Raw genomic sequence first — 23735 nt, 5'->3', positions numbered from 1 at the left:
TTTATGTTATCCGGTAAACGGATAATACTGGGTGTTAGCGGGGGAATTGCAGCCTATAAGGCTGCTTTTCTTTTACGTGCCTTGCAAAAGGTTGGTGCCGAAGTGCGTGTAACGATGACACCCGCCGCTACTCGATTTGTAGGTACCGAAACCTTTTCTTCCCTTTCCAAAAACGAAGTTGCGGTTGATGTTTTTCCCGAAAATAATTCGGCAACTCAATCGTGGACCCAGCATATATCCTGGGGAGAATGGGCTGATCTTTTTGTAATTGCTCCCTGCACGGCCAATACTCTGGCCAAAATTGCGAATGGTACCGCTGACAACATGCTTACTTCAACGGTATTGGCTGCGCGCTGTCCGCTACTTATCTGTCCAACCATGGATGGCGAAATGTATGAGTCGCCTGCCGTACAAAAAAACCTGAACACCGTTCAGGAATTTGGCTATCACATTCTGGAGCCGGAAGAAGGATATTTGGCCAGTGGATTGGAAGGCAAGGGGCGCCTTCCCGAAACAGATATTATTCTCGAAAAATGCCGTGCTGTTCTCAAGGGATATCGATCAGAAGAACCCTTAGCCGGTAAAAAAGTAGTGGTTACTGCAGGACCAACCCGGGAACATATCGACCCGGTTCGTTTTATTTCCAACCCCAGTTCAGGAAAAATGGGCTTTGCTATGGCCGAGGCGGCACAGCAATTGGGGGCAGAAGTCACCCTTATACACGGACCCGTTTCTTTATCAAAACCCACAGGAATTAATACTGTTGAAATTGAATCTGCCCAACAACTTTTTGAGCATGTTAAAAACCATGCAGATGCGAATGCAGTGATTATGGCAGCTGCTGTCTCTGATTTTACTCCGCAAAAAATTCATCAGCAAAAAGTAAAGAAAGATAAGGCCGACTCTTCCATTCAGCTTAAGCAAACTCCTGATATTCTTGCCTGGCTTGGAGATCATAAAAAAGATGGACAGGTGCTCATCGGCTTTGCAATGGAAACGGAAAATCTGCTTGAAAATGCCCAAAGTAAACTCAAAAAAAAGAGGGCCGATTGGATTGTAGCAAACTCACTCAATGAAGATGAGTACGGGTTTGCATCCGATAAAAACAAGGTACATCTGCTTGGAAAAAAAGACACAGTCCAGATAGAAGGGTTAAAGTCGGAAGTTGCACAACAAGTGCTGTCCCATATCTTTAAGAACAGTTAATTTGATCCATTCTCATTCGCAAGCAGTAAACTTCCACTGCCGGTTTGCTTTTTATTTTCAAACACAACCTTAAATTCCGTGCCATCATCAGAAGAATAAAAGAGCTCTCCTTCGAGTTGATTGGTCAAAGTTTCTATCAAATTCATGCCAATTGAAGCGTGATCCTCCACTGTAAAATCTTCAGGCAATCCCTTGCCATCATCACGTACAATAATAGAAATTTCCTGATCTGATCTCGAAAGCAGGATCTCTATTGTCCCTGCCTCATTATCATCGAAAGCATGTTTATACGCGTTTGTTATTAGCTCATTAATAAGAATTGCACTTGGTATAGCCTGGTTGATATCCAACAAAACATCCCCGGTATCTGCCACAACATCGATATGCTGATAATTAAAAGGCAATGTATTTTTAATCGTATCAATCAATTTGGATATATATTCTTCAAATGAAATATCAATAAAATTTTCTGACTGATACAACAGCTCATGCACAATACCGATTGACTGTATTCGCAGCTGACCATCATTCAACGCATTTCGAATTTCTTCGTTTTCTGCCTCAAATGCCTGCAGTTGTAACATCCCAGAAATAATCGCCAGGTTATTTTTTACCCGATGATGGATTTCTTCCAGCAGCACTTGTTTTTCTTTGACCGACTGCTTCAGCTGCTCCTGATATTTCTTCTGCTCGGTGATGTCGACGTAAATACCGAAGCCAGCAATAGGATTATCATCTAAATAAACGGGGATGGCACCTAACAGGAGATTAAGTTTTTCGCCCTGCTTTGTATACCTGATGATATCGGTGTAAAACTTATCCTCCTCAAATCCATTGTCAGGCATACGAGGCACAATCTGATTGTCTTCTTCCCCCACAATTATTTTATCAATATCTTTATTGAGCAGCTCCCGTTCGGTATATCCAAAAAGCTCTTCAAAGCTTTTATTTACTTTCTGCACCCTATTTTCGGTGTCGATCATCACCATGGCACCGGGCGCTTTCAGAAATAGCTTTCTAAATAACTCTTCACTTTTTCTAAGTTTCTCCTGCGCCTTTTTTTGCTCTGTCAAATCCCGCACAATGGCCTGCACATAAACATCCTCAACCAATTGCAGTCGATTCAGGCTTACCTCTACATCTACCGGTTTGCCGGTTAATGTCTGGTGCTGCCATTCAAAAACTTGTGGCGTTCCCTCAAGGGCTTTTTGGATTTTGTTGCGTGCTTTTACCCCCGATTTCTGTCCATCGGGCTGAGATTCGGGTGAAAAATCAATAGGCGATTTATCTAAGATCTGCTCTTTTGAGTCCAATCCGAAAATATTAACCACCTGGCTATTACACTCAATGAATTTGTCTCCGTCCATAATAAAAATGCCGTCGTTGGCATTCTCAAACAAACGCTGGTACCGAACCTCCGCCTGTTTCTCATTCGTGACATCTTCAATAAAAGTAAGAATGGAAATGAGATCACCGTTATCGTTCCGCATCACCGAAGTATGAATGCTGAGGTCTACTAAATGACCATCATGATGATACATTTTAACTTCAAAATGAGTTTTATCGCCCTTACCACTTATAAGGTAATCCATGTTTTTTTTGACTACCTGTAGATCATCCTCGTAGAAATCAAACACTTCAGGAGAATGTCCCTGAACCATACCCTTGGTATAACCAGTAATCTCTTTTGCCCTTTCCGACCATTCTATAACTTTAAAGTCCGCATCCCATTTTATCATAGCCAACGGACTGTGGTTGACGTGATGATTTAACTCATCAAACGCTCGTTTTGCTTTCTTTTCTGCTTCTACACGTTCCGTCACATCATGGATAAATGCCATACGGGCATTTTTATATCCATTTTTATAAGGATGAGAAGAAACCATCACGTAAATTTGATCTCCGTCTTTTGTTTGGTGACGGGCAACTCCGGTATGGTTAGATTCATTATCCTCACGATTCTTAATAACCTGATCCAATTCCTCGTAGGTATCCTTCGGACGCAAGTCATAAAGATTCAAAGATTTCAGCTTATCTTTTTGAAATCCATACTTTTCCCAAAAGACCTCATTAGCTTCCAATATATTAAGCGAATCCTTATCGTAGATAAGGACGGGGTTGGGGTTTAAATCAAAAAGCGACCGATCCATAGATGATTTATTTTGTCCTTCTATTTTACCCTAAGGGTAACTGAACAATCTATCTAATTCAAGTTTTGTGAACTTAAATTAAAACTCCCATTTGTAGGTCCGATGAGTTTTATGATGAGAACATCCCAATGCCTCTAAGCTACGCTGCATCAACCAGTTGCTTTCGCTTACCCAAGCTCCTTCCAAATATTCCAGGGCAGGGGCGGCTTTTTTAGTAAACTGAATACCCCGGGTAAATGTGAGTGCTTCTAACCCTATTTTGCGATATTGTGGGCGCGTACCATAAACGAGTGTTCGTAAATGTCGTGCACGTCGCTTAAACCATAACAGTTTGGGATAGTGCCACCAGCGCAATTTCCCGCCCGTCTCTTTTGATAATTCGTTGAGATCCGGCACACAAACTATAAACGACGCCGGTTCACCATCCACAAAAGCAATAAGCACACTCTCGGGAATCAACACCGGCTTAAGTTTCTTAATCATCGCCTCAACGGTATCCTGCGTGAGCTCGGTAAACTCCATTTCACGCTCTGTAATATCCTGTTGACTCCAGGCTTCGTTATAAATTTGACGAATATATTCTGCATCGCGATGAATGTTTTTCTTATCCAGTGACCTCAGAGTGACATCTGACCTGGCTTCAATCCGGTTTGTAATTCGTTTCATACGATCCGGTATGGGCTGATCAAAGCTACGTTTGTAGCTCCAGTGATCGTCAAGTTTTTCTGCGCCGGCCTGTTCCAAAAATTCCTTGTAATACGGCGGATGATAAAACATCCCGTAAATAGGAGGAGCATCATAATTTTCCACAAGCAATCCCCAATAGAGATCATTTTCGCCAAAATTAATGGGGCCGCGCATGGCACTATATCCGCGTTCTTGATGCCAGTCGGCAGCAAAATTTATTATTGCCTCTGCAATTTTCGGATCCTCCCGCATTTCGATAAACCCCATCCCTCCCATTGTAGGTTCAAGCACTCTATCACGCTTTGGCGTATTCATCACCGCAAAACGTCCTACAACTTCTTTCCCCTCTTTTACAAGAAATCGCTCGCACTCCCCTTTATCAAAAAATACATTTTCATCGCGATCAAAAATGCTTTCGATTTCAGAACGGAATGGCGGTGCCCATTGGGGATAGTTTTTATAAATTCGAAAAGGCAACTGATGGAATGCATCAATTTGTTGTGATGTATTTACCAATTCAAAGCTATAAGCCATTTGTCAGGAAGGTCACTTCGTTTAAAATCTAATCTTACGATTCGTCTAATTCGGGAAATTATTCATAGATTTACAATAGAATAACACCTATTATTAGACGGCAAAATGCCAACTTAATATCGACAACTGGCTTGAAGGAACAAAAGAAAAAACAGCTAATAGCAATTCTGTTGTTAGTATCGTGTTTTATAAGCGGATTCATCCTATTTTCTGTGTCGGATCAAAACACTAAACGACTCACATCACTCGCTCAGGCTGATTCACTTATTCAGCAACAGTTTTCAATTTTTAATATTTCTGATGATCAAGTATCTATTGCCACTACCCGGGTAGACTCAAACTTTTCCCGTAAAACATATTACGTGGGACTTCCCTACCGCTTCTCAAAAACTCAGTTCCACGCCGAACTCAATGATGCCCTTTATCCATTCGGGATACGAACTCCGGCTCGTGTCACCTTTCCCCAAAAAAATGTGGATATTCAACTATCATATCGGGAGACCGTAATTCGGACAATTTCGCTGCAAACCGATCCCGAACTTTCACTACAACAAAATGATATCAGCCTTCTGTTAAGTTTTGATGAGATCCCTCAATCACAAATCATATCACAACTAAATGCCCTTGCAGAACCCATTCCTCTTGTATTAAAAATTGAACAGCCAATGCAGGTCCAAACACTGAAAAAAGAACTCAATGGACGATATCCCTCTGTCATATTTTGGTTTCAGAATAAAAATGGGGATGACTTAATCAAAACAAATCCGGAAGCAGCACGTGCCCGGCTTGACCGATTACAAGACATTTCTCCGAATTCGCATGTTTTGATCACTGAAAATGAAGCCACACCGCTGATCAATAAATTTAACAAACTTACATTTGTCGATGTCTCAAACGCCCAACTACTACATGAACAGTTAGGAAAAAAAGCTTTTCTTGAAGAACTTACAATATTACAATCCAATACACGGTCTTATTTAGCGTTAATTACAGGAACGGAAACAACTGTTGAATGGCTGATAGAGAAATTACCTGACCTTAAAAAAGCAGGTGCTCGAATAATACCACCGCCAAAAATGAATTTATAATATGATTGATCGTCTTGATACTGACAGGTGGCTCAAACGCTTTGAGCTCAACAAATTTCCCGAACCGGAAATCGTGCAGCTCAAGCACCCGGTACTGCTTTGCCACGGATATGGGGCCATAGCATCCCTAGTAAAGCCTTCTCCACTTTATGATGTGGCGTTAATGCTGCGCACTCATAATGTGATGGCTTTTGCGCCAAACATCGTTCCTTATGCCAAAATCGAAACCCGCGCGAAAGGTTGGGTCAAACTTATAAAAGAACTAACAAAAAGTACTCAAAGCGATAAAATAAATATTGTTGCTCACAGCATGGGAGGACTCGATATGCGATACGCCCTTTCTAATATGGATGTAGCACAACATGTAGCTTCATTCACTACGATAAGCACACCACACCATGGAACAAGTCTGGCCGAGCTTACCTTAAAAACGCCTGATGCTATCCGTGACAAACTGGCTGATTTTCTCGATTGGATGGGCGACCGGATCTATCCCCATACGAAAAGTGATTCGGTGGCATCAGCGGCCCAATTAACGCGTCAATACGTTACGGACGTCTTCAATCCTGCAACACCAAACGTCGACGGCATCCCCTATTACTCCTACACCTCCGCAGTGGGTAAAGGAACCAACGAGCCCATCCGAGTTATTGCGCGATATCAAAACAAGCATATCTATGACATTGAAGGCCCTAATGATGGAATGGTATCGGTAAAAAGTGCCAAATGGGGCGAACATATTAAGACTTCCAACCTTTCTCACCTGGAGCAAATGAACTTACGCATTAAGGATGATCGCGAAGCACTGTTTAACACATTCTGGTTAGATGTAGTTAAAATGCTCGAAGCCAAAGGGCATTAATCTTACAGCTCAATATCCTTATTTTTCTTGAGCAGATTATAAGCCGTCATATCATATTGGATGGGCGTTAATGAAGCGTACCCCTTCTCTAATACATTAACATCCAGATCATCCCCTTCATCGAGTAGCTCAAGCTTACCGGTCATCCAATAATACGATCTGTTGTTGGGATCAACACGGCCTTCAAACTCTTCTACATAGCGACTGTTTGCCTGACGTGCCCATTTTATACCTTTGAGCGGTCCTGCAGGTACATTCAAATTCATTGTTACTCCCTTGGGAAGCCCCTCACTGAGCACATAGCCAATCACCTTGCGCGCCGCATCTTTAGCTCCTGAGAGATCTGCATCCTCATCATAATCAGTACAGCTAACAGCAATAGAGGGGTATCCTAAAATGGTCCCCTCCGTAGCAGCACTCACTGTTCCCGAATACAAGATATTAATTCCGGCATTACTTCCGTGATTAATACCACTGACAACCAGATCCGGCTTGCGCTTCATCAACTGATCATGCGCCAATTTTACCGAATCAGCCGGAGTACCCGTTACCGCCTGGCCGTTAAACCGACCATCAATTTGAAAAGCGCGCGACCGAAGCGGCGTATTTACCGTGACGGCATGCCCTACTGCACTTTGCTGACGATCAGGAGCAATAATTTCCACATCGCCAAATTCATCGGCAACCTGGGCAAGCGCTCGTATGCCCGGGGAAAAAATGCCGTCATCATTACAAACTAATATTACCGGATTCTTGTCGGATGTACTCATAAGTAAACTCAGTTAATCATATTGCTCATTTTCATTGGGAAAATCTCCGGATTTTATATCCGTAATATAGTGCTGAACCGCATTCGTCATCGATGAATGCATGTCATCATATCGACGGAGAAACCGCGGTTTAAATTCTTTGTTAAGTCCAAGCATATCATGGGTAACCAGCACCTGCCCGTCACAATTGGGCCCGGCTCCAATACCAATGGTTGGAATAGAAATTGTTTCTGTCACCTTTTCTGCCAATTCAGCTGGAATTTTCTCCAACACAATGGAAAAACATCCTGCTTCTTCTAATCGTTTAGCATCTTCAACCAGTTGTTCAGCTTCAGTCTGTTCAGTGGCTCTCACCTTGTACGTCCCAAATTTATATATACTTTGGGGTGTTAGTCCCAGGTGTCCCATAACAGGAATACCGGCCTCTACTATTTTAGCAATTGTTTTTACAACAGGCTTTCCACCCTCCAATTTTACGCCGTGCACTCCCGCCTCTTTCATCATGCGTCCGGCATTTTCCAGTGCCTCTTCAGCTGTAACCTGGTAACTCATGAAGGGTAAATCTGCAATTACCAAGGCTGTTTCTACCCCCCGAACCACACACGAAGCATGATAAATCATATGCTCCATAGTCATAGGCACGGTGGTATCATAGCCGGCCATTACATTACTGGCCGAATCGCCTACCAATATCACATCAATACCCGCCTGATCTACGATGCGAGCCATCGTGTAGTCGTAGGCGGTAAGCATGCTAATCTTTTCAGATTGCTGCTTCATTTCTACAACAGTCTGGGTTGTAACTTTTTGGGGCCGATCTGAAGATTGTTGGGTACTCATTTACTCCTCGCTTGGAACTATCGCCGCGGTGGCATCCAATTCACAGACAACATTACCATCAACCCGGGCCTCTGCTGTCATATTGTAAAAATTGCGCTTTTCCTGAGCCAGCTTAACTTCCATTCTAAGCTGATCACCGGGCACTACTGATTTACGAAATTTTGCTCTGTTAATCCCCGTAAATACCGGGATAAAGTCCTCCGGATTATCGATATGGGAATGCATCAACATCAAACAGCCACTTTGGGCAATCGCCTCAACCTGTAGTACACCCGGCATAATAGGTCGATTCGGAAAATGACCGTTAAAAAAGTCCTCGTTGGCTGTAACATTTTTTAATGATAGAATGCGCCCCTCTTCAACCTCTAACACTCGGTCAACCAATAAAAATGGATACCGGTGGGGAATTAGCTTTTTTATTTCATCAATTGTTAACTGATCCATAATCCTTTAATATTTTTATTTAAATATGTAATAATTTCAAGTATTTATTCTACGGTCCCCACATAAATATAGGTGATACCGCCGGTTAATTTTTCGAAAAATTGTGACGAAAATAATCCTGCTTCTTCCATCAGTGCTACAAAGTCATCTCCAGCAGGAAATTCCGCACTTGTTCGTGGCAGATAGGTGTAGGCCTCTCTATTGCCACTTATCCACCCTCCTAATGTAGGCATAATATATTGGCTATATAACTCGTATGGATATTTTAGCAATCCTTTGGGTTGTCCAAATTCCAAAACCACAACTTTACCACCCGGAACTACAACACGAGCCATCTCTTTAAGTGCTTGTACAGGATCATCAACATTACGAATGCCAAAGGCAATACTGGAAATATCAAAAATATTATCCTCGTAAGGCAAATCCATCGCATCTGCCACTTCAAAATCGACGACTAAATTATTTTCTTTCGCCTTAGCAGGAGCATATTCTATCATCTCGGCACAAAAATCGGTACCCAGCACATAGCCATCATCACCAACCACCTCCTTAAACTCTAATGCCAGATCACCTGTTCCGGTAGCACAATCCAGCACCCGATCGCCAGTCTTAGCTCCGCTTAAAGATACTGCTCGGTCTCTCCATATATGATGAATGCCAAACGACAGGATATTATTCACCCGATCATAATCATCGGCAATATCCGCAAACATTTTTCGAACTTTCTCACTCATAAAACTTCGTACAAATTAATCTATTTTTACCTGTTAATTAGGATACAACTTCTTTAGAAAATACTTCGGTCAAGTGATCGGTCTTATTAATATATAAGGATTTAAATCCAGAACCATTCCACTGCAGATGGTATAAAGCTCCATTGCTGTGTGGAATTTCGTGCATCTTACTAAGTCCATAACCAAGCCATTCAGACAACAAGATGCGTAACAATCGACCATGTAACACAAAAAGCAAGTTTTTATGCTGATGTTCTTTCAGTATCATCCTTGCTCTGCTATCAGCTCGCTTGAAAACAGCAGTAGGACTTTCTCCCTGATCACAAGCAAAGTATACATCTCCGGACTTCCATTGTTCATGAAGATGTTCTAAGTCAGATTTTATCTCCGAAATCGGTTTTCCTTCCAAAATACCAAAATCCATCTCATCCAAGTCACGATAAGCCTCCACATCCAAACGCTGGTGTTTTGCCACGGTCTCCGCCGTTTGTCGAGATCGTCTTAGGCTGCTGCTAAAAATTTGTTGAATTGATACATCCTGAAGATGACGAGCTATAGCTTGCGCTTGCTTAATACCGGTATCATTCAATGAAGCATCAATACCGCGACCCTGAATTTGATTACAGCGGTTGTACTCCGTTTCTCCATGACGAGCCAGATATATATTCGTTACCCCCATGTTAGCTCTTACCTTCTTTTCTACTTGTTGCCAGCTCCACAAATTTATCTTCCATCTGCTGTACCTCGGAGGACTGCAGGTTATAATGCATACCGTATTTAACAAGTATCATTTTAAACACACGATCATTGAGCGTCAGCTTTTTATCAACCCCCTGATCAATCTTATCCCACAACCGTTTTAAAAGACCCAGCTTCATCAAAAAGAAAAATACAAGTCCAATACCGGCAGCCAGATACTGTCCATTCATACCCAATGCACTGATTATGACCAGCGATGTAATCAGTAAATAACCATCCTTATTCAATAATTTAAGCACCTTACCGAGATAAACTGTCACAAATGCACTTTTGGACCGATACCATAAAAAGTGAAATGCAATGGCTATGGTCACTGCAAATATAGGATGAATCACCAATAACAATCCTAATAACAGTGTAAGTGAAAGGCTATCAGCACTGCGCACCCAGGCAATAGCTTCTTCAACCAATTTGTCGAGTGGCCGTTTCTCCAACAGACCCGGTACAAATTGCTTAATCTGGTCAGTAGTAATATGAAACCAATCTCCGGTTCGTGTAACAATACCAAGTTGTGTTTCGAGAAATAAATTCTGCGTGCCGGGGTTTTGCTTTTTCATAAGCCGAAAAATATCCTTCTTTTTGCAAAAAACGAATTCTCAATGCAATTAATTATGCCTGTGCTACTGTTAAAATGATAACAGGTCCTGCCCCTGCTTCCTTTAAGGTATCTGCCAATTCAAATGTAGTAGCACCCGTCGTAAATACGTCATCAATAATTACACACAATCGATTATTTATCAACGTTTCATTTCTAACCCTGAAAGCTTTCTGCAGGTTTTTAAGGCGTTTTTCAAGGCTAAAGCCCGTTTGGGAACGAGTATTTTTGATCCGAACGATATCGTCAATATCACAAATTGGAATTTCTTCCCAAACTTCCTGAAATCCCTGTGCTAATTTAAATGCCTGGTTAAATCCACGGTACCGATATTTTAGATAGTGCAGTGGCACCGGTACAATCACTAATTGATGATCATCAAATAAATCTACAATAAAAGGATGCTTTAGCACACGACGCCCCAAGGCCCTGCCCAAATCACGCCCCACTGTTGTAAGTCGCTCATACTTAAGTTGATGCAATAAATTCTGCAGATCTCCGCCCTTGTCAAATTGCCATAGCGCGTGCTGAATCACAATCCCGTCCGGCAAAAGTGAATCGGAAGAAACCTTTACATTTTGGGGATTTCCGTCCTCAAAGCGATCTCTCAGACAAAACGAACAAATTTGCCGCTCCTGCTCTGTATGTTCACGGCCACAACAAACACAAACATTGGGAAATACAACTCTCTTAAAACCGTTTAAAATATGGAAAAACGTACTCATCGATAATCATTTTTATAGGTAAGATCTACTATTGGCACAAATCCTTACAGAGAAACTTCTTTTCAGCAAAAAATTTTTGGCAACCACTATATTTGTTTAGATTATACGCCGGATAAACGGTTTGCCACTATTAATTCAGAAAATTATTTATGGCATCACTCGGAAAAGATCTTGCCCACATTCGCAAAGAGCAAGAATTAAGTCTTGAGGATATTTATGAAGCTACCAAGATTCCCATAAGGATTCTCAAGTCTATTGAAGACAACTCAATTTTTACCAACTTCGAGGAAAATGCTACCTACATTCGCAGCTATGTACGAAGCTACGCCAAAGCATTATCTATAGATGAAAAACAGATTATCTATGCCCTAAATAAAGTTGAAAAAAATGACTATTCCGGGTCTCTTCAAAGCCTGTTTGACGAACAACCCAAGCGTTCTTTTGAATATGATGAGAAAGGTGATACCGCTGATGCGGAGTCAGAAGATTCGAAAGAACGCCAAGATGAAGATATGATTCATGACCATTCACCTGAGTTTCAATCCGACCAAGCAGACTCATCGGATGATTCTCACGAAACACCCAAATCTTCGCCTCTCCCAAAAGCCGACCATCCCGATGTTAAATCGGTAGATTGGGCTGACATGGGCCGAAAATTCCAACCCCTTAAATCCGTACGGTCCAGAACATGGGCAGGGATTTTTATCACTCTCTTAATACTTATTGCGGCTGGGTTCTTTTTCTATTTTTATGAAACCGATCCAGTATCTAATGAAGTTACCAATAATTCTACAACACCTCCCCAACAAGAAGAGTCTTCTGAAGAAAGGGTAAGTACTGATTCTCTGCAACTGGATATCGTTCCATCATCCGAAACAAATAATACTACCGATCAACAACCAACCAATACAAGGGATGATATTCCAAATGAGGCCATGTCCACACTACCAGACACCCTGAGTGTCGTACTGTATGCTGCTTATGGACGATTGGAACCGGTACGTGTATATACTGATATTATGGATGATATTAATCCCTATTGGATTGAACAAGGTGAAGCAATTCGATTTAATTTTGTAAATGAACTCAATATCCGAGGGCAATTTAGCCGCATGGTATTATTGTTCAATGGTCATCCTGTTGAAAACATCCGCGAGGAATTTTACAATTCTGATTCACGGTTGCTGGAAATCAACCGCAGTTATTTTGAGAATGACCCTCAATGGCTACAACCTGCTCCGGATTCCCTGAAAATTGATGCCCCTCCCCCCTCCACCATCAGAAATCGTCCTACTTTTAATTAAACCAATACAAGCTTTCTCTTTAAAATGAACAAACAAGAGGCAAAAAAACGCGTTGAAGAACTACGCGAATTGCTCGACAAAGCCAATAAAGCCTACTATCAAGATGCACAACCTTTTATTTCGGATAAGGAATTTGATAATTATTTGGCAGAGCTGGAGAAGCTTGAAGAAGAGTATGATCTCGTTGATCCCCAATCACCGACCCAGCGTGTAGGAGGGGAACCCAGCAGCGATTTTGAAACAGTTGAGCATCCTGTACCACTGTTAAGTCTCGACAATACTTATAATGAAGATGAGCTCAACGATTTTGATCGTCGTGTTCGTGATATATTAGGGCACGATAATTTTACCTATCTGGTTGAACTGAAGTTTGATGGAGCAGCCATCCGACTCCGATACGAAAATGGGGCGTTAGTCCTGGGAGCCACACGCGGGGACGGTGAAAGCGGTGACGACATTACCCGAAATATCAAAACGATTAAAGATATTCCTCTTCATCTCGACGATGACTTCCCGGATGTAGTGGAAGTCCGGGGCGAAGCCTATATAGAACGCGAGGCTTTTGTACGATTGAACGAGCACCGCGAAAAACAGGGCCTTAATCACTTTGCCAACCCGCGTAATTCTACGGCTGGCTCATTGAAAATGCAGGATCCACGCGAAGTTGCCCGCCGGCCCATTCGTTTTTTTAGTTTTGATTTATTAACTGACGATACTGACGCAGAAATCACACAGTATCGGAAAATGAAGTTATTGGATAAGTTTGGATTACCAGTCTGTGAACACTTTAAACAGTGTACAGATATTGATGAAGTACATACCCAAATTGATGAATGGGAAAGTCTGCGCCATGACCTCCCCTTTGAAACAGATGGCGTAGTCATCAAGGTTAACGAGGAGAAATACCGTGATACGCTGGGAACGACTTCTAAAGCTCCCCGCTGGGCTATTGCCTATAAGTTTGAAGCAGAACAAGCTACCACTGTAGTAAAAGATATACGGCTTCAAGTGGGCAGACTGGGAAAAATCACTCCCGTTGCCGACTTTAAAGCTGTTCAACTGGCCGGCACTACGGTTAAACACGCTTCGCTACACAATGAAGATGAAATACACCGAAAAGATATTCGGGTTGGTGACCGCGTAGTAGTTGAAAAAGCCGGTGAAATTATTCCCCAGGTAGTCAGTGTGGTTAATCCTGACCGAGAAGATCGTGCCCCGCGCTTTAAGATGCCCAAATATTGTCCTGCTTGTAATGAAAAACTCGTTAAACTTGGGGACGACGTTGACTGGACATGCATCAATCCCGGATGCCCACCCCAGGTACGTCAGCGTATTGAACATTTTGCTTCGCGCGATGCCATGGACATTGACGGATTGGGAGAAGCAGTAGTAGATCAACTGGTTTCAGAGCAGTTAATAAGCAATTATGCAGATCTCTATGATCTCACCAAAGAACAACTTCTGCCGTTGGAGCGTATAGCTAAAAAAAGTGCCCAAAACCTAATTAATGCTATTGAAGAAAGTAAATCACAACCTTTGGATCGGGTGATCTACGCTATGGGGATCCGCTTTGTGGGTAAAACTGTGGCACGTGATCTGGCCAATGCGTTCCAAACGATGGAGGCTCTCATGGACGCAAACCAAGAAACGATGGAAGAAATTGATTCAATCGGGCCTAAAATTGCGCAGTCGGTCGTTGAATTTTTCAATCAAAAACACAACCGTAAGATTGTAGCCAAGTTGCGTAATCACGGACTGAATTTGGTGATGGAGCAAAAGCAGAAGGCTTCACAAAAGCTCGATAGCAAAACATTTGTACTCACGGGCAGCCTTCCCTCGCTAACACGAAAAGAGGCAACACAACTAATCGAAAAACACGGTGGTAAGACGACCTCTTCCGTAAGTGGCAACACCGACTATCTGCTGGCGGGCGACTCTCCGGGCAGTAAATACGATGAAGCCCAAAAGTTAGACATTCCTATACTTGACCAGGATACATTTCTGGACCTTATTGATGAAAAACCATAACCTATTACCAGTTTGGGAATATCGTTATGGGTTGGTATAATTTTGTAATCAACGTATCTTATCTAAACATTTTAATGCTTCTGTTAGGTTAGGTATTACAGAAACGGACTGAATTTATATTTATGGGTATTCTTGAAAAATTGGGATTAGCCCCCAAAAAAAGGCCAGACGCTCCTGTACTCGGAGAAAAGAAGAAAAAAAAGGAAGAAGCCTCTTCATTAAAGTATAATCCCTATCTCAGAGCATTTATTCTTGTTCTATTTTTGGCAGTGATTGTCCTTGCAATACCAGAAAGTTCCTATAAAGAACCAATTAACTACAATATTGGTGAACCCTGGCGGGCCGATGATTTAACAGCCCCTTTCACCTTTGCCATACAAAAAAGTGATCAGGAGCTCGAAAAAGAACGTCAAACAATACGAGAAACAACTCCACCAATTTTCCATAAGGAACCGAATGTTCAAATTGCGGTACAAAGCAAGTTGGACTCTCTATTTCAAAGTTTAGGACCAATAAAAAAAGGATACGATACCTGGCAGCAATCAAAACAAGGTAAAAAATCAAATGCCCAACGAGACAGCCTGCGATTCGAAGAGTTAAAAAACAGATCCCCCATAAATTTATCTGATTCCGCCTGGCAAACTCTTCTGGAAAACTATGAGTCGGCTTCTACCCAAAACAAGAGCTCTAACAACGGTACTAACGGCCAATTTTCTAATGTAAATATTAAAGATCAGCTTGAAACCCTCACTGCTAAAGTTCTTGACGATGGCGTTTTAGATGTTCCAAAATCAGAACTATCCAACGATGAAATTACAATTCGCGATTTACAAAAGCGCACCGAGCAAACCCTCAATTTGGCAAATGTGCGTGATCTGTCTGAGGCAAAAGAATATGTACAATATCGTCTTTCACGCAACTTTTATGACGAGCTGGCAAAGGCGGGCAGCGAAATTTTTGCCCAGATCATCCAGCCAAACTATATCTTTAATAAAGAAGAAACCCAAGCACGTATCCAAGATGCTCTTGACGAAATTTCCACTTCAAAAGGAGCTGTAGCCCAAGGACAAGTTATTATTCGTCGGGGAGACATTGTCACCTCTGAAAAGTACAATATGCTGCAGAGCTTGGCTGATGCCCGCGCCCAAAATGCAAGTAACCTTGAACGCTGGTTACGCTATGGTGGGGATATAATAGCGGTTATTGCTATCCTTACTATTTTCTTCTTCTATCTCTATCTGTATCGCCGGTATATCTTCGTCGACAATTCGATGTTGACACTCGTGCTCATTGCATTTTCACTTGTAATTGTCAGCAGCTCTATTGTTTATCATCTTGATGACATCTCTCCATTTATCGTACCGGTTGCCATTGCTCCCATAATTCTAACCATCATTTTTGATTCCCGAGTAGGCCTCTTATCAACAATTACGCTGGCACTTCTAATCGGACTTATTAACGACAATAATTTTGAATTCGTTACCGCTACCACCGTTGCTTGTAGCCTTGGATTATTCTCGGTGCGTGATATTAAAAAGCGTTCACAATTTTTCTTTACTACTCCCGGCATCGTATTTGGATCGTACCTTGTGGTAGTGCTGGGCTTTAGCATGACCACTTTTGACAGCTGGAGTGTTCTCGGTAGCGAGCTGCTCTTTATAGCTATCAATGCTATATTTATCCTATTTACCTATCCCTTAATTTTGCTCTTTGAAAAATCATTCAACGTAACCACCGATTTTTCACTATTAGAACTGAGTGACACAAACCTGCCGCTGCTCAAAACACTAATGACGAAAGCTCCGGGTACGTTCCACCACAGCTTACAAGTATCAAACCTTGCCGAAGCTGCTGCTGGAGCTATTCAGGCAAATGGATTGCTCTGCCGCGTTGGAGGGCTATATCACGATATAGGAAAGATGGAAAACCCCGGTTACTTTACCGAAAATCAGACTGAGGGCAATGAACATGACAAGCTAAAACCACGCATGAGTGCTCTCGTTATTAAAGCACACGTTTCTAATGGTGTTAAGATAGCTGAAGAACACGGGCTACCCGAAGTTATTATCGAGTTCATCAGAACTCATCACGGTGATTCTCTTATTAAATTTTTCTGGGAAAAAGCCAAAGAGCAGGCCGATACCAGTAAAAAAGAGATAAAAGAAAAAGATTTTAGATATGACGGCCCCATACCACGAACCAAGGAAACCGGAATTTTATTACTTGCAGATGGCGTAGAAGCGGCCTCTCGTGCAATAAAGGATCCCAACTATCAAAAGCTTGAAAACCTCATCGACAAGATGGTTGATGAACGGGTAAACGAAGGACAACTTAGTAAAACGCCGCTTACTTTCCAGGATATTCGAACGATCAAGGAAACATTTCTCAATATTTTGGTAGGCATATACCACAGCCGTGTTGAGTACCCGGATGATGAAAAAGAGGAGGAAAAGGAAGCACAAAAAGAATCCGAAGATATTGATCTTGAAGAAACACCGGCTACTGATGAAATGCCTGATCATCCCGATTCTCCCAAGAAGCCACCACGGGTAGACGAATACTACAATTCGTAATCAGCATGCATTTTCAACAAGAGTTACAGCGGTATCTTCAGTTTGTTAAATTGGAAAAAAGTCTGTCCGAGAACTCCGTTGTATCATATAAAAATGACTTAAAACGATATCTGCGATTTGTAGCAAACGACTTGCAAATCTCTGACTTGGGGGGTATCGAGCTTCGCCACATTGAAAACTACCTCGAAGAACTGACAGCCATGGATCTGTCGGTGAGCTCTATTGCGCGCAATATATCCAGTATACGCGGCTTCCACGAATTCGCTGTTGTCGAAGGCATGGCAGAAGCAAATCCCGCAGAATTGGTTGATTTACCCAAGAAGGCCAAAAATCTGCCGGATGTATTAAACCCCGATGAAGTTTCTGCTATCATTGATATTCCCAACAGAGAAACAAATGCAGGAATACGCAATGCAGCTATCCTGGAGACACTCTATGCCACTGGCATGCGCGTCAGTGAACTTACCAGCCTGGAACTCGATAATCTTATTTTTGAAATCGGCTTTATTCGTGTAATCGGCAAGGGTAATAAAGAGCGTTTAGTCCCAGTTGGCGAAGTAGCCCAATCAGCATTAGAACATTATATCGAGATTGTTCGTCCTAAATTTCAGAGTGATAAAAATCCACAGAAAGCCGAAAACAAAGTTTTCCTGAGTCAGCGGGGCAACCCTCTTTCGCGCATGAGTATCTGGAATATTGTCAATGACGCCGCCGAGCGAGCAGGTATTGAAAAAAATGTGTATCCCCATATTTTTCGCCACTCTTTTGCAACCCATCTTTTAGAGGGCGGTGCCGATTTACGCGCCGTTCAGGAAATGCTGGGACATGCCTCCATCAACACCACCGAGATTTATACCCACGTAGATCGCAGCCTACTCCATCAGGTCCACAAAGAGTTTCATCCGAGAGCATAACGCAAAACGATTCTTTGAAATAAATTTATTTGTTTTATACTGTTGCGGATATAGCTTGGCATAACAAAGCCAACTACTATCCATTAAAAATAAATGTAAAACATCTTATTTACCCAGTGCCAAAAACTAAATCAGAGATTACCAAGTTATTACTTCAAGTTAAACAGGGCTCAGATGATGCTTACGAAGAACTCTTCCCACTGGTATATGAAGAATTAAAACATCTGGCCTATTCTAAGCTGCAAAAGGAGCGAAACGATATCACTTTTACTGAAACAGAGCTCGTTCATGAGGTATATCTGAAAATGGTAAAACAGGACGAGCTTAATGCCAACGATCGTAATCATTTTATGGCAATAGCCGCCCGTTGCATGCGGCAAATTCTCATCGATCACGCACGTAGAAAAAAACGTGAAAAACGCGGTGGCGACCAACAAGACGTCACTTATATTGATAAATTGCTTAAGATTCGCCATCAGGCTGATGAACTCATAAATATTGATGAAAAGCTAAAAGAATTGGCCAAACTGAATCAACGTCTGGCCGATGTGGTGGAGTTACGCTTTTTTGGAAGGCTCAGCATTTATGAGACGGCAAAGGCGCTGGATGTCTCTGAAAGTACGGTGAAAAGAGACTGGGCCAAAGCCCGGGGCTGGCTGTACAAAGAATTGGAAGGAGGATGATAATCCAAACTATATGATTGATTAAGCCATTATTCAAACCTGATTTGCTACTCCAATTGAATCCACAAATTTCCCATTAAGTTTGAAGTAATTAATTATCAAAGGTTGTTATCATGGATGAACAGCGTTGGCAAAAGATCGAACAGATCGTCGATACGGCATTAACAAAAGACAAATCTCAGCGCGAAGAATATATTCTTGAAGCCTGTGAGGGAGACAAAAGTCTACAAAAGAACGTTACGCGACTCTTAGAAAGCATAGAAAAATCAGGTGACACCAACTATCTCGAAGATCCGGATGTGCATAAAGAACTCAGGGTTGATCTGGTAGAATCTGCTAATCACCCTTCTGGAAAGTCACTTGTTGGCAAACAGATCGACCAATATAAAATTAAGGATCTTATTGGCCATGGCGGCATGGGATCGGTTTATCGTGCAGAACGGGCCGAAGATTCCTACCAACATACTGTGGCACTAAAAGTAATGCGTGTTGGTATGGATACGCCCGCCAACATCGCCCGTTTTAAACGTGAACGAAATATCCTCGCGAAACTTAATCATCCCAATATTGCTCACCTGCACGACGGTGGAATAACAGATTCCGGCCTGCCCTACTTGGTGATGGAATATGTTGATGGGACCCCCTTGTATGAATATTGTGACAGGCAACAGCTCTCGATCAGCGATCGCCTCGATTTGTTCCAGTCTATATGCCACGCAGTGCAGCATGCCCACTCCAATACGGTAGTTCATCGGGACCTGAAACCCTCCAATATCCTGGTAACTAAAGACGGTACGGTTAAAATACTGGATTTTGGCATCGCCAAGCTTCTTGAACCAGAAAACCCAGAAGCCAGTTTCTTTGAAACGCGCACCGGTGCACGAATGCTTACGTTCGGTTACGCCGCCCCAGAACAGGTTGAAGGGGAACCCGTCACCACGGCTACCGATTCATATACCTTGGGTATTATTTTATTTGAGTTACTGGCGGGGATTCATCCTTTTGATTTGGAGGATAAAAATCTCACCGAGATTGAGCAGTTGATTCGTAAAAAAACTCCCCTCTCTCCCAGTGATAAATTTGGGGAACTACCTAATAAAGACCAAGAAAATATTGCAAAAGAGCGCAATACCAGTCCTTCTACTCTGGCGGACACCCTCAAAGGTGATCTTGATGCGATTATCATGAAAGCGCTGCGCAAAGAGTCCCAAGCTCGCTATAATACCGTTGAACAGTTTCTTGAAGATTTGCGGCGCCGTAAAAACAACCAGCCGATAATTGCCCGAAAAGATACCCTGCAATACAAAACAACGAAATTTGTTAAAAGGCATAGAAAAAGCTTAAGCGTCGCTGCCGGATTCCTGCTTCTCATTATCAGCTTTACCGTTTTTTATACCTGGCAAATAACACAGGAGCGAAATCGTGCACAGCTCGAAGCTGAAAAGGCCAAACAGGTAAGTGCATTTCTAACCGATATGTTTCGGGCAAGCAATCCCCACTACAATCCCAAAGATACGGTAAGTGCCGCAACGCTTCTTCAAAGAGGTGAACAACGCATAAATCAAATTAAAAACCAGTCCAAGGTTCAGGCACAGTTACTTACAGTCATAGGCAAAGCACGGTCTGAACTTGGAAACTATGAAAGAGCCGACAGCTTATTACAGCGCAGCCTTCAATTGAGTAAACAACAATTTGGTACCAATAGTATAGAATATGCTCAAGGCCTGAGAGAATATGCAGTACTCAATCGCAAGATGGGCAATTTCCCAGTCGCAGAGTCCCTGCATCGGGAATCTCTTACGATCCTTCGAGACCAAGGCGAAGCAAATCGTCAAATGTTAGCTGGTACAATGAATGACCTTGCCTTAGTACTGCGTCAAAAGGGCGACTATCAAGCCGCTGACTCTCTTTTTAGCCAGACCATGCAAATTTACATAGCCAATCCCAGTTCGAAGCCCGACGATATTGCTCAGACCGCAAACAACTGGGCTGGAGTTTTGCGCGAATTAGGCAAACTAGGCAAAGCAGAAAAGTACTTTCGAAAAGCCTTGCAAGAATGGCAAGAAATTCATGACAACATACATCCTAACTTAGCAACTGCATATAATGATCTTGCAGTAGTGTTGGAGAGGCAAGGAAGAACTAAGGAGGCTGATTCTCTGTACCACCGGGCTTTGAAAATGAATCGAACAATTTACGACGGTCCGCACCGAGATATTGCTCAAATACTTAGCAATATAGGGTTGTTATACGGAAGAACAGGTAACCATGAGAAAGCCCTGGATTATATGCTGGAAGCTTTAAATATGCGGCGTGATTTTCTGCGCGCCGATCACCCTGCATTGGCAGAGAGTCTAAATAATCTTGCGCGACTCTATATAGAAATGGACAAATACGAAAAAGCGCGTCCCCTGCTAAAAGAAGCCTTAGCTATTGATAAAGAAGCCCACGGTCCTCAACATCCATACGTAGCCGGGGACCTTGCAAATATGGCACGCATCGAACAAAATATAGGATCAACCGAAAAAGCCATATCATTACTCGAGCAAAGCCTGACTATTTTTCAACAAACGCTCCCTTCAAACCATCGCCGTATAGGCTCGGTACGTCACGAACTTGGCAACCTCTATTTTCAACAGGGAGAATGGCAGCAAGCTGAGTTGCAATTGCACAAAGCACTGGAAATACGAAAAACATCACTGCCAAAAAATGACTGGCGAATCGCTCATACCAAAGTGATTCTCGGTGAGACGCTTACGGCAATGAAGGAATATGAACGAGCTGAACAACTACTAAAACAAGGATACCAAACATTACAAAATACACAAAAAGCTCCGGACTCTACTACAGAACAAAGTCGCTCAGCTTTAGCCAATCTTTATCGGCAGTGGGATAAATTAGGTAAATTAGATCAATTGGAATCTAACTGAATTAAAAAGACCTGTCAGGTTTTGAAAGCCTGACAGGTCTTGAAGTTAAGATTGTAGATTCTGGATTTTGTACTGTTGTAATTGACGTATTACTCTACGGGACTCCAGAACGGCACTTCATCACGTGCACTGTTGGTCGTCAAGTTAATCGGGCTACCTGATCCATCCGCATTAATCCGATAAATTTCAGAATTACCATCACGATCTGTTTGAAAAACCAGCTCACTACCGTCCGGCGACCAAGTTGCATACTGATCTGATGCAGAGTTATTGGTAATACGCTCCGGATTACTGCCATCGGCATCAATGGTGTAGATCTCATCATTGCCATCGCGATCAGTGGTGATAACCATTTTGCTTCCGTCAGGAGACCAGCGCGGAGCATAATCTCTCGATGTATTATCCGTAATCTTCTGGAGATTGGTGCCGTCGGGATTGATTGTATAAATCTCAGCATCACCATCACGGTTGCTCGTAAAAGCAATTTTGTTGCCGTTCGGTGACCACGATGGATATCGATCATAATTCGTGTCATCAGTAATTTGCGTTAATCCACTGCCGTCGACGTTGATCACAAATATTTCGTCGTTATTGCTGCCACGATCATCCTGAAATAAAATTTTCGAATCATCAGGGGACCAGCTGTAGTATAGCGGCGCACCTGCTGAATTGGTAATTTGCCGTCCATTGGTACCATCGGCATTCATCACGAACAGTTCTCCTGTCTGCGAATTACGAGTACTATAATACGCTACTTTTGTGCCGTCATGAGAAATAGCGGGATAATATTCCGTAGATACGATGTCACTCAGCTTCTGTTGGTCAGAGCCATCGGCGTTCATCTTAAATATCTCCAGATCACCATCGCGGTCACTGGCAAATGCGATTTTATTATTCGCCACTGTTTGGCAACTCACCTCAAAGCTGGTTGAGGTAGTGTCACCGGCCGTTATACTTACACTTCTGGGATTATCGCCCGAAACGCTGCAGTTCTCAGCAATGCCAGACAGTTCAGCATCGTGGCTACCCTCTCCAAGATTCGCAAAGTACTTCGTGTCGTTGTTGCCAGCCGACTTGCTGGCGGATCCATCAACAGTAATTGTATATCCATCAGAATCCTGGTCCGAACCGCTTGTTTTGGTAATCACTTCCATCGTTCCCTCGATAATTACATCAAAGTCCGGGCCGGTAGTCGACTTCTGTTCTACTGTCACCTCAATCGGTCCATCAGTAGCACCCTGAGGCACTTCGGTAATCAGCTGGTCTTTTGCCGCACCGTTTACCGGGGCATTGGTACCATTAAATGTAATATCCACCTCTGCAGCATTCGAGCTAAAGTTCATGCCGGTGATCGTTACCTTGGTACCTACCGTTCCGCTATCGGGCTCGACAGCACTAATACCCGGTGCTTCAGATTCAACCGTGAACTGCGGCCCACTGGCCGTATTACCGTCCACAGTTACCTCAACCGGACCGGTTTCGGCACCATCAGGTACTTCCGTCTCCAGCTCGGATTCAGTGGCTTCACTTACTGAAGCTGTTACTCCGTCAAATACAACAGTATTCTCGGAAGCCGTCGGACTAAAATCGCTACCCGAAATCGTTACAGAAGTCCCCGGCGGGCCACTCTCAGGCTGAACATCCGAGATCATCGGATCACGTTCACCCGGGCCGTTATCGCCACAGGCGACAAAAGTGACAACTGTTGCAACTATTAATAGCATGCGTAGCGGATATCGCATCATAATCAAATTAGTTTAATTTAGTTTTAGTTTTAAAGAGCCAAACATCATTCTAAAATTTCCCACATCGTATTATGCGTGACAGGAATCGAAATGGGTTCAAATGAAATACCAATGGGGGGACTTCTGACACATTTTCTGCAGGCAATAAGATTTTGGGACTTGCT

At 42.7% G+C, this 23735-nt stretch carries 19 protein-coding genes; 9 read left to right on the top strand and 10 right to left on the bottom strand.

Annotation, left to right across the window (positions count from 1 at the left end; translation table 11 throughout):
* Positions 1–3 precede the first annotated feature (3 nt).
* Positions 4–1206 (top strand): bifunctional phosphopantothenoylcysteine decarboxylase/phosphopantothenate--cysteine ligase CoaBC, encoded by a 1203-nt coding sequence (gene coaBC / locus ACQ4LT_RS09075; protein ID WP_445665716.1) that lies wholly within the window; start codon positions 4–6, stop codon positions 1204–1206.
* On the opposite strand, the gene ACQ4LT_RS09070 is transcribed toward coaBC, so the two are convergent.
* Positions 1203–3356: a PAS domain S-box protein gene (locus tag ACQ4LT_RS09070; RefSeq protein ID WP_445665715.1), complete on the bottom strand. Its 2154-nt coding sequence runs from the start codon at positions 3354–3356 to the stop codon at positions 1203–1205. The genes coaBC and ACQ4LT_RS09070 overlap by 4 nt on opposite strands.
* 78 nt (positions 3357–3434) lie before the next feature.
* Entirely contained in the window at positions 3435–4577 is a 1143-nt protein-coding gene (locus ACQ4LT_RS09065; RefSeq protein ID WP_445665714.1) for a hypothetical protein, read from the bottom strand.
* A gap of 212 nt (positions 4578–4789) precedes the next feature.
* Between ACQ4LT_RS09065 and ACQ4LT_RS09060 the strand changes: the two genes are divergently transcribed.
* Both ACQ4LT_RS09060 and ACQ4LT_RS09055 read left to right on the top strand, forming a co-directional pair.
* Positions 4790–5665 (top strand): hypothetical protein, encoded by an 876-nt coding sequence (locus tag ACQ4LT_RS09060; protein ID WP_445665713.1) that lies wholly within the window; start codon positions 4790–4792, stop codon positions 5663–5665.
* 1 nt (position 5666) lies between these two features.
* Entirely contained in the window at positions 5667–6527 is an 861-nt protein-coding gene (locus tag ACQ4LT_RS09055; RefSeq protein ID WP_445665712.1) for an esterase/lipase family protein, read from the top strand.
* Positions 6528–6529: 2 nt separating this feature from the next.
* On the opposite strand, the gene surE is transcribed toward ACQ4LT_RS09055, so the two are convergent.
* Genes surE through ACQ4LT_RS09020 form a run of 7 tightly spaced genes read right to left on the bottom strand, consistent with a single transcriptional unit; the run spans position 6530 to position 11394 of the window.
* A complete protein-coding gene (gene surE / locus ACQ4LT_RS09050) occupies positions 6530–7297 on the bottom strand; it encodes a 5'/3'-nucleotidase SurE (RefSeq protein WP_445665711.1) in 768 nt (255 codons plus the stop codon).
* 12 nt (positions 7298–7309) lie between these two features.
* Complete coding sequence (panB, locus tag ACQ4LT_RS09045) at positions 7310–8137, bottom strand: 3-methyl-2-oxobutanoate hydroxymethyltransferase (RefSeq protein ID WP_445665710.1); 828 nt, start codon at positions 8135–8137, stop codon at positions 7310–7312.
* Entirely contained in the window at positions 8138–8581 is a 444-nt protein-coding gene (fabZ, locus tag ACQ4LT_RS09040) for a 3-hydroxyacyl-ACP dehydratase FabZ (protein WP_445665709.1), read from the bottom strand.
* A gap of 44 nt (positions 8582–8625) precedes the next feature.
* Positions 8626–9315, bottom strand: a complete 690-nt coding sequence (gene ubiE / locus ACQ4LT_RS09035; protein WP_445665708.1) for a bifunctional demethylmenaquinone methyltransferase/2-methoxy-6-polyprenyl-1,4-benzoquinol methylase UbiE — start codon at positions 9313–9315, stop codon at positions 8626–8628.
* Positions 9316–9352: 37 nt separating this feature from the next.
* Positions 9353–9994 (bottom strand): histidine phosphatase family protein, encoded by a 642-nt coding sequence (locus ACQ4LT_RS09030; protein ID WP_445665707.1) that lies wholly within the window; start codon positions 9992–9994, stop codon positions 9353–9355.
* Position 9995: 1 nt separating this feature from the next.
* Positions 9996–10631: a hypothetical protein gene (locus tag ACQ4LT_RS09025; protein WP_445665706.1), complete on the bottom strand. Its 636-nt coding sequence runs from the start codon at positions 10629–10631 to the stop codon at positions 9996–9998.
* Positions 10632–10683: 52 nt separating this feature from the next.
* Entirely contained in the window at positions 10684–11394 is a 711-nt protein-coding gene (locus ACQ4LT_RS09020) for a ComF family protein (protein ID WP_445665705.1), read from the bottom strand.
* A gap of 149 nt (positions 11395–11543) precedes the next feature.
* Between ACQ4LT_RS09020 and ACQ4LT_RS09015 the strand changes: the two genes are divergently transcribed.
* The 6 genes from ACQ4LT_RS09015 to ACQ4LT_RS08990 all read left to right on the top strand — a co-directional run bounded on the left by ACQ4LT_RS09015 (position 11544) and on the right by ACQ4LT_RS08990 (position 21826).
* The gene (locus tag ACQ4LT_RS09015) at positions 11544–12698 is read left to right on the top strand and encodes a helix-turn-helix domain-containing protein (protein ID WP_445665704.1); all 1155 of its coding nucleotides are present in this window, start codon (positions 11544–11546) and stop codon (positions 12696–12698) included.
* Between the two features lie 24 nt (positions 12699–12722).
* Complete coding sequence (gene ligA / locus ACQ4LT_RS09010) at positions 12723–14726, top strand: NAD-dependent DNA ligase LigA (RefSeq protein ID WP_445665703.1); 2004 nt, start codon at positions 12723–12725, stop codon at positions 14724–14726.
* 122 nt (positions 14727–14848) lie between these two features.
* Positions 14849–17299 (top strand): HD family phosphohydrolase, encoded by a 2451-nt coding sequence (locus ACQ4LT_RS09005; protein WP_445665702.1) that lies wholly within the window; start codon positions 14849–14851, stop codon positions 17297–17299.
* Positions 17300–17304: 5 nt separating this feature from the next.
* Positions 17305–18213, top strand: coding sequence for a site-specific tyrosine recombinase XerD (gene xerD / locus ACQ4LT_RS09000; protein ID WP_445665701.1), 909 nt, complete (start codon positions 17305–17307; stop codon positions 18211–18213).
* 116 nt (positions 18214–18329) lie between these two features.
* A complete protein-coding gene (locus ACQ4LT_RS08995) occupies positions 18330–18896 on the top strand; it encodes an ECF-type sigma factor (RefSeq protein ID WP_445665700.1) in 567 nt (188 codons plus the stop codon).
* Between the two features lie 113 nt (positions 18897–19009).
* Positions 19010–21826: a tetratricopeptide repeat protein gene (locus ACQ4LT_RS08990; RefSeq protein WP_445665699.1), complete on the top strand. Its 2817-nt coding sequence runs from the start codon at positions 19010–19012 to the stop codon at positions 21824–21826.
* Between the two features lie 89 nt (positions 21827–21915).
* On the opposite strand, the gene ACQ4LT_RS08985 is transcribed toward ACQ4LT_RS08990, so the two are convergent.
* Positions 21916–23571: an IPT/TIG domain-containing protein gene (locus ACQ4LT_RS08985; protein ID WP_445665698.1), complete on the bottom strand. Its 1656-nt coding sequence runs from the start codon at positions 23569–23571 to the stop codon at positions 21916–21918.
* Positions 23572–23735 lie beyond the last annotated feature (164 nt).

It is taken from the genome of Fodinibius sp. AD559 (assembly GCF_052712805.1).
Note: the sequence above shows the minus strand (reverse complement) of the source record. Positions and strands in the feature narration are given on the sequence as shown.

Coding starts and splice junctions, on each gene's coding strand:
- coaBC (WP_445665716.1), top strand. CDS start 4: ATGTTATCCGGTAAACGGATAATACTGGGTGTTAGCGGGGGAATTGCA.
- ACQ4LT_RS09070 (WP_445665715.1), bottom strand. CDS start 3,356: ATGGATCGGTCGCTTTTTGATTTAAACCCCAACCCCGTCCTTATCTAC.
- ACQ4LT_RS09065 (WP_445665714.1), bottom strand. CDS start 4,577: ATGGCTTATAGCTTTGAATTGGTAAATACATCACAACAAATTGATGCA.
- ACQ4LT_RS09055 (WP_445665712.1), top strand. CDS start 5,667: ATGATTGATCGTCTTGATACTGACAGGTGGCTCAAACGCTTTGAGCTC.
- surE (WP_445665711.1), bottom strand. CDS start 7,297: ATGAGTACATCCGACAAGAATCCGGTAATATTAGTTTGTAATGATGAC.
- panB (WP_445665710.1), bottom strand. CDS start 8,137: ATGAGTACCCAACAATCTTCAGATCGGCCCCAAAAAGTTACAACCCAG.
- fabZ (WP_445665709.1), bottom strand. CDS start 8,581: ATGGATCAGTTAACAATTGATGAAATAAAAAAGCTAATTCCCCACCGG.
- ubiE (WP_445665708.1), bottom strand. CDS start 9,315: ATGAGTGAGAAAGTTCGAAAAATGTTTGCGGATATTGCCGATGATTAT.
- ACQ4LT_RS09030 (WP_445665707.1), bottom strand. CDS start 9,994: ATGGGGGTAACGAATATATATCTGGCTCGTCATGGAGAAACGGAGTAC.
- ACQ4LT_RS09025 (WP_445665706.1), bottom strand. CDS start 10,631: ATGAAAAAGCAAAACCCCGGCACGCAGAATTTATTTCTCGAAACACAA.
- ACQ4LT_RS09020 (WP_445665705.1), bottom strand. CDS start 11,394: ATGAGTACGTTTTTCCATATTTTAAACGGTTTTAAGAGAGTTGTATTT.
- ACQ4LT_RS09015 (WP_445665704.1), top strand. CDS start 11,544: ATGGCATCACTCGGAAAAGATCTTGCCCACATTCGCAAAGAGCAAGAA.
- ligA (WP_445665703.1), top strand. CDS start 12,723: ATGAACAAACAAGAGGCAAAAAAACGCGTTGAAGAACTACGCGAATTG.
- ACQ4LT_RS09005 (WP_445665702.1), top strand. CDS start 14,849: ATGGGTATTCTTGAAAAATTGGGATTAGCCCCCAAAAAAAGGCCAGAC.
- xerD (WP_445665701.1), top strand. CDS start 17,305: ATGCATTTTCAACAAGAGTTACAGCGGTATCTTCAGTTTGTTAAATTG.
- ACQ4LT_RS08990 (WP_445665699.1), top strand. CDS start 19,010: ATGGATGAACAGCGTTGGCAAAAGATCGAACAGATCGTCGATACGGCA.
- ACQ4LT_RS08985 (WP_445665698.1), bottom strand. CDS start 23,571: ATGATGCGATATCCGCTACGCATGCTATTAATAGTTGCAACAGTTGTC.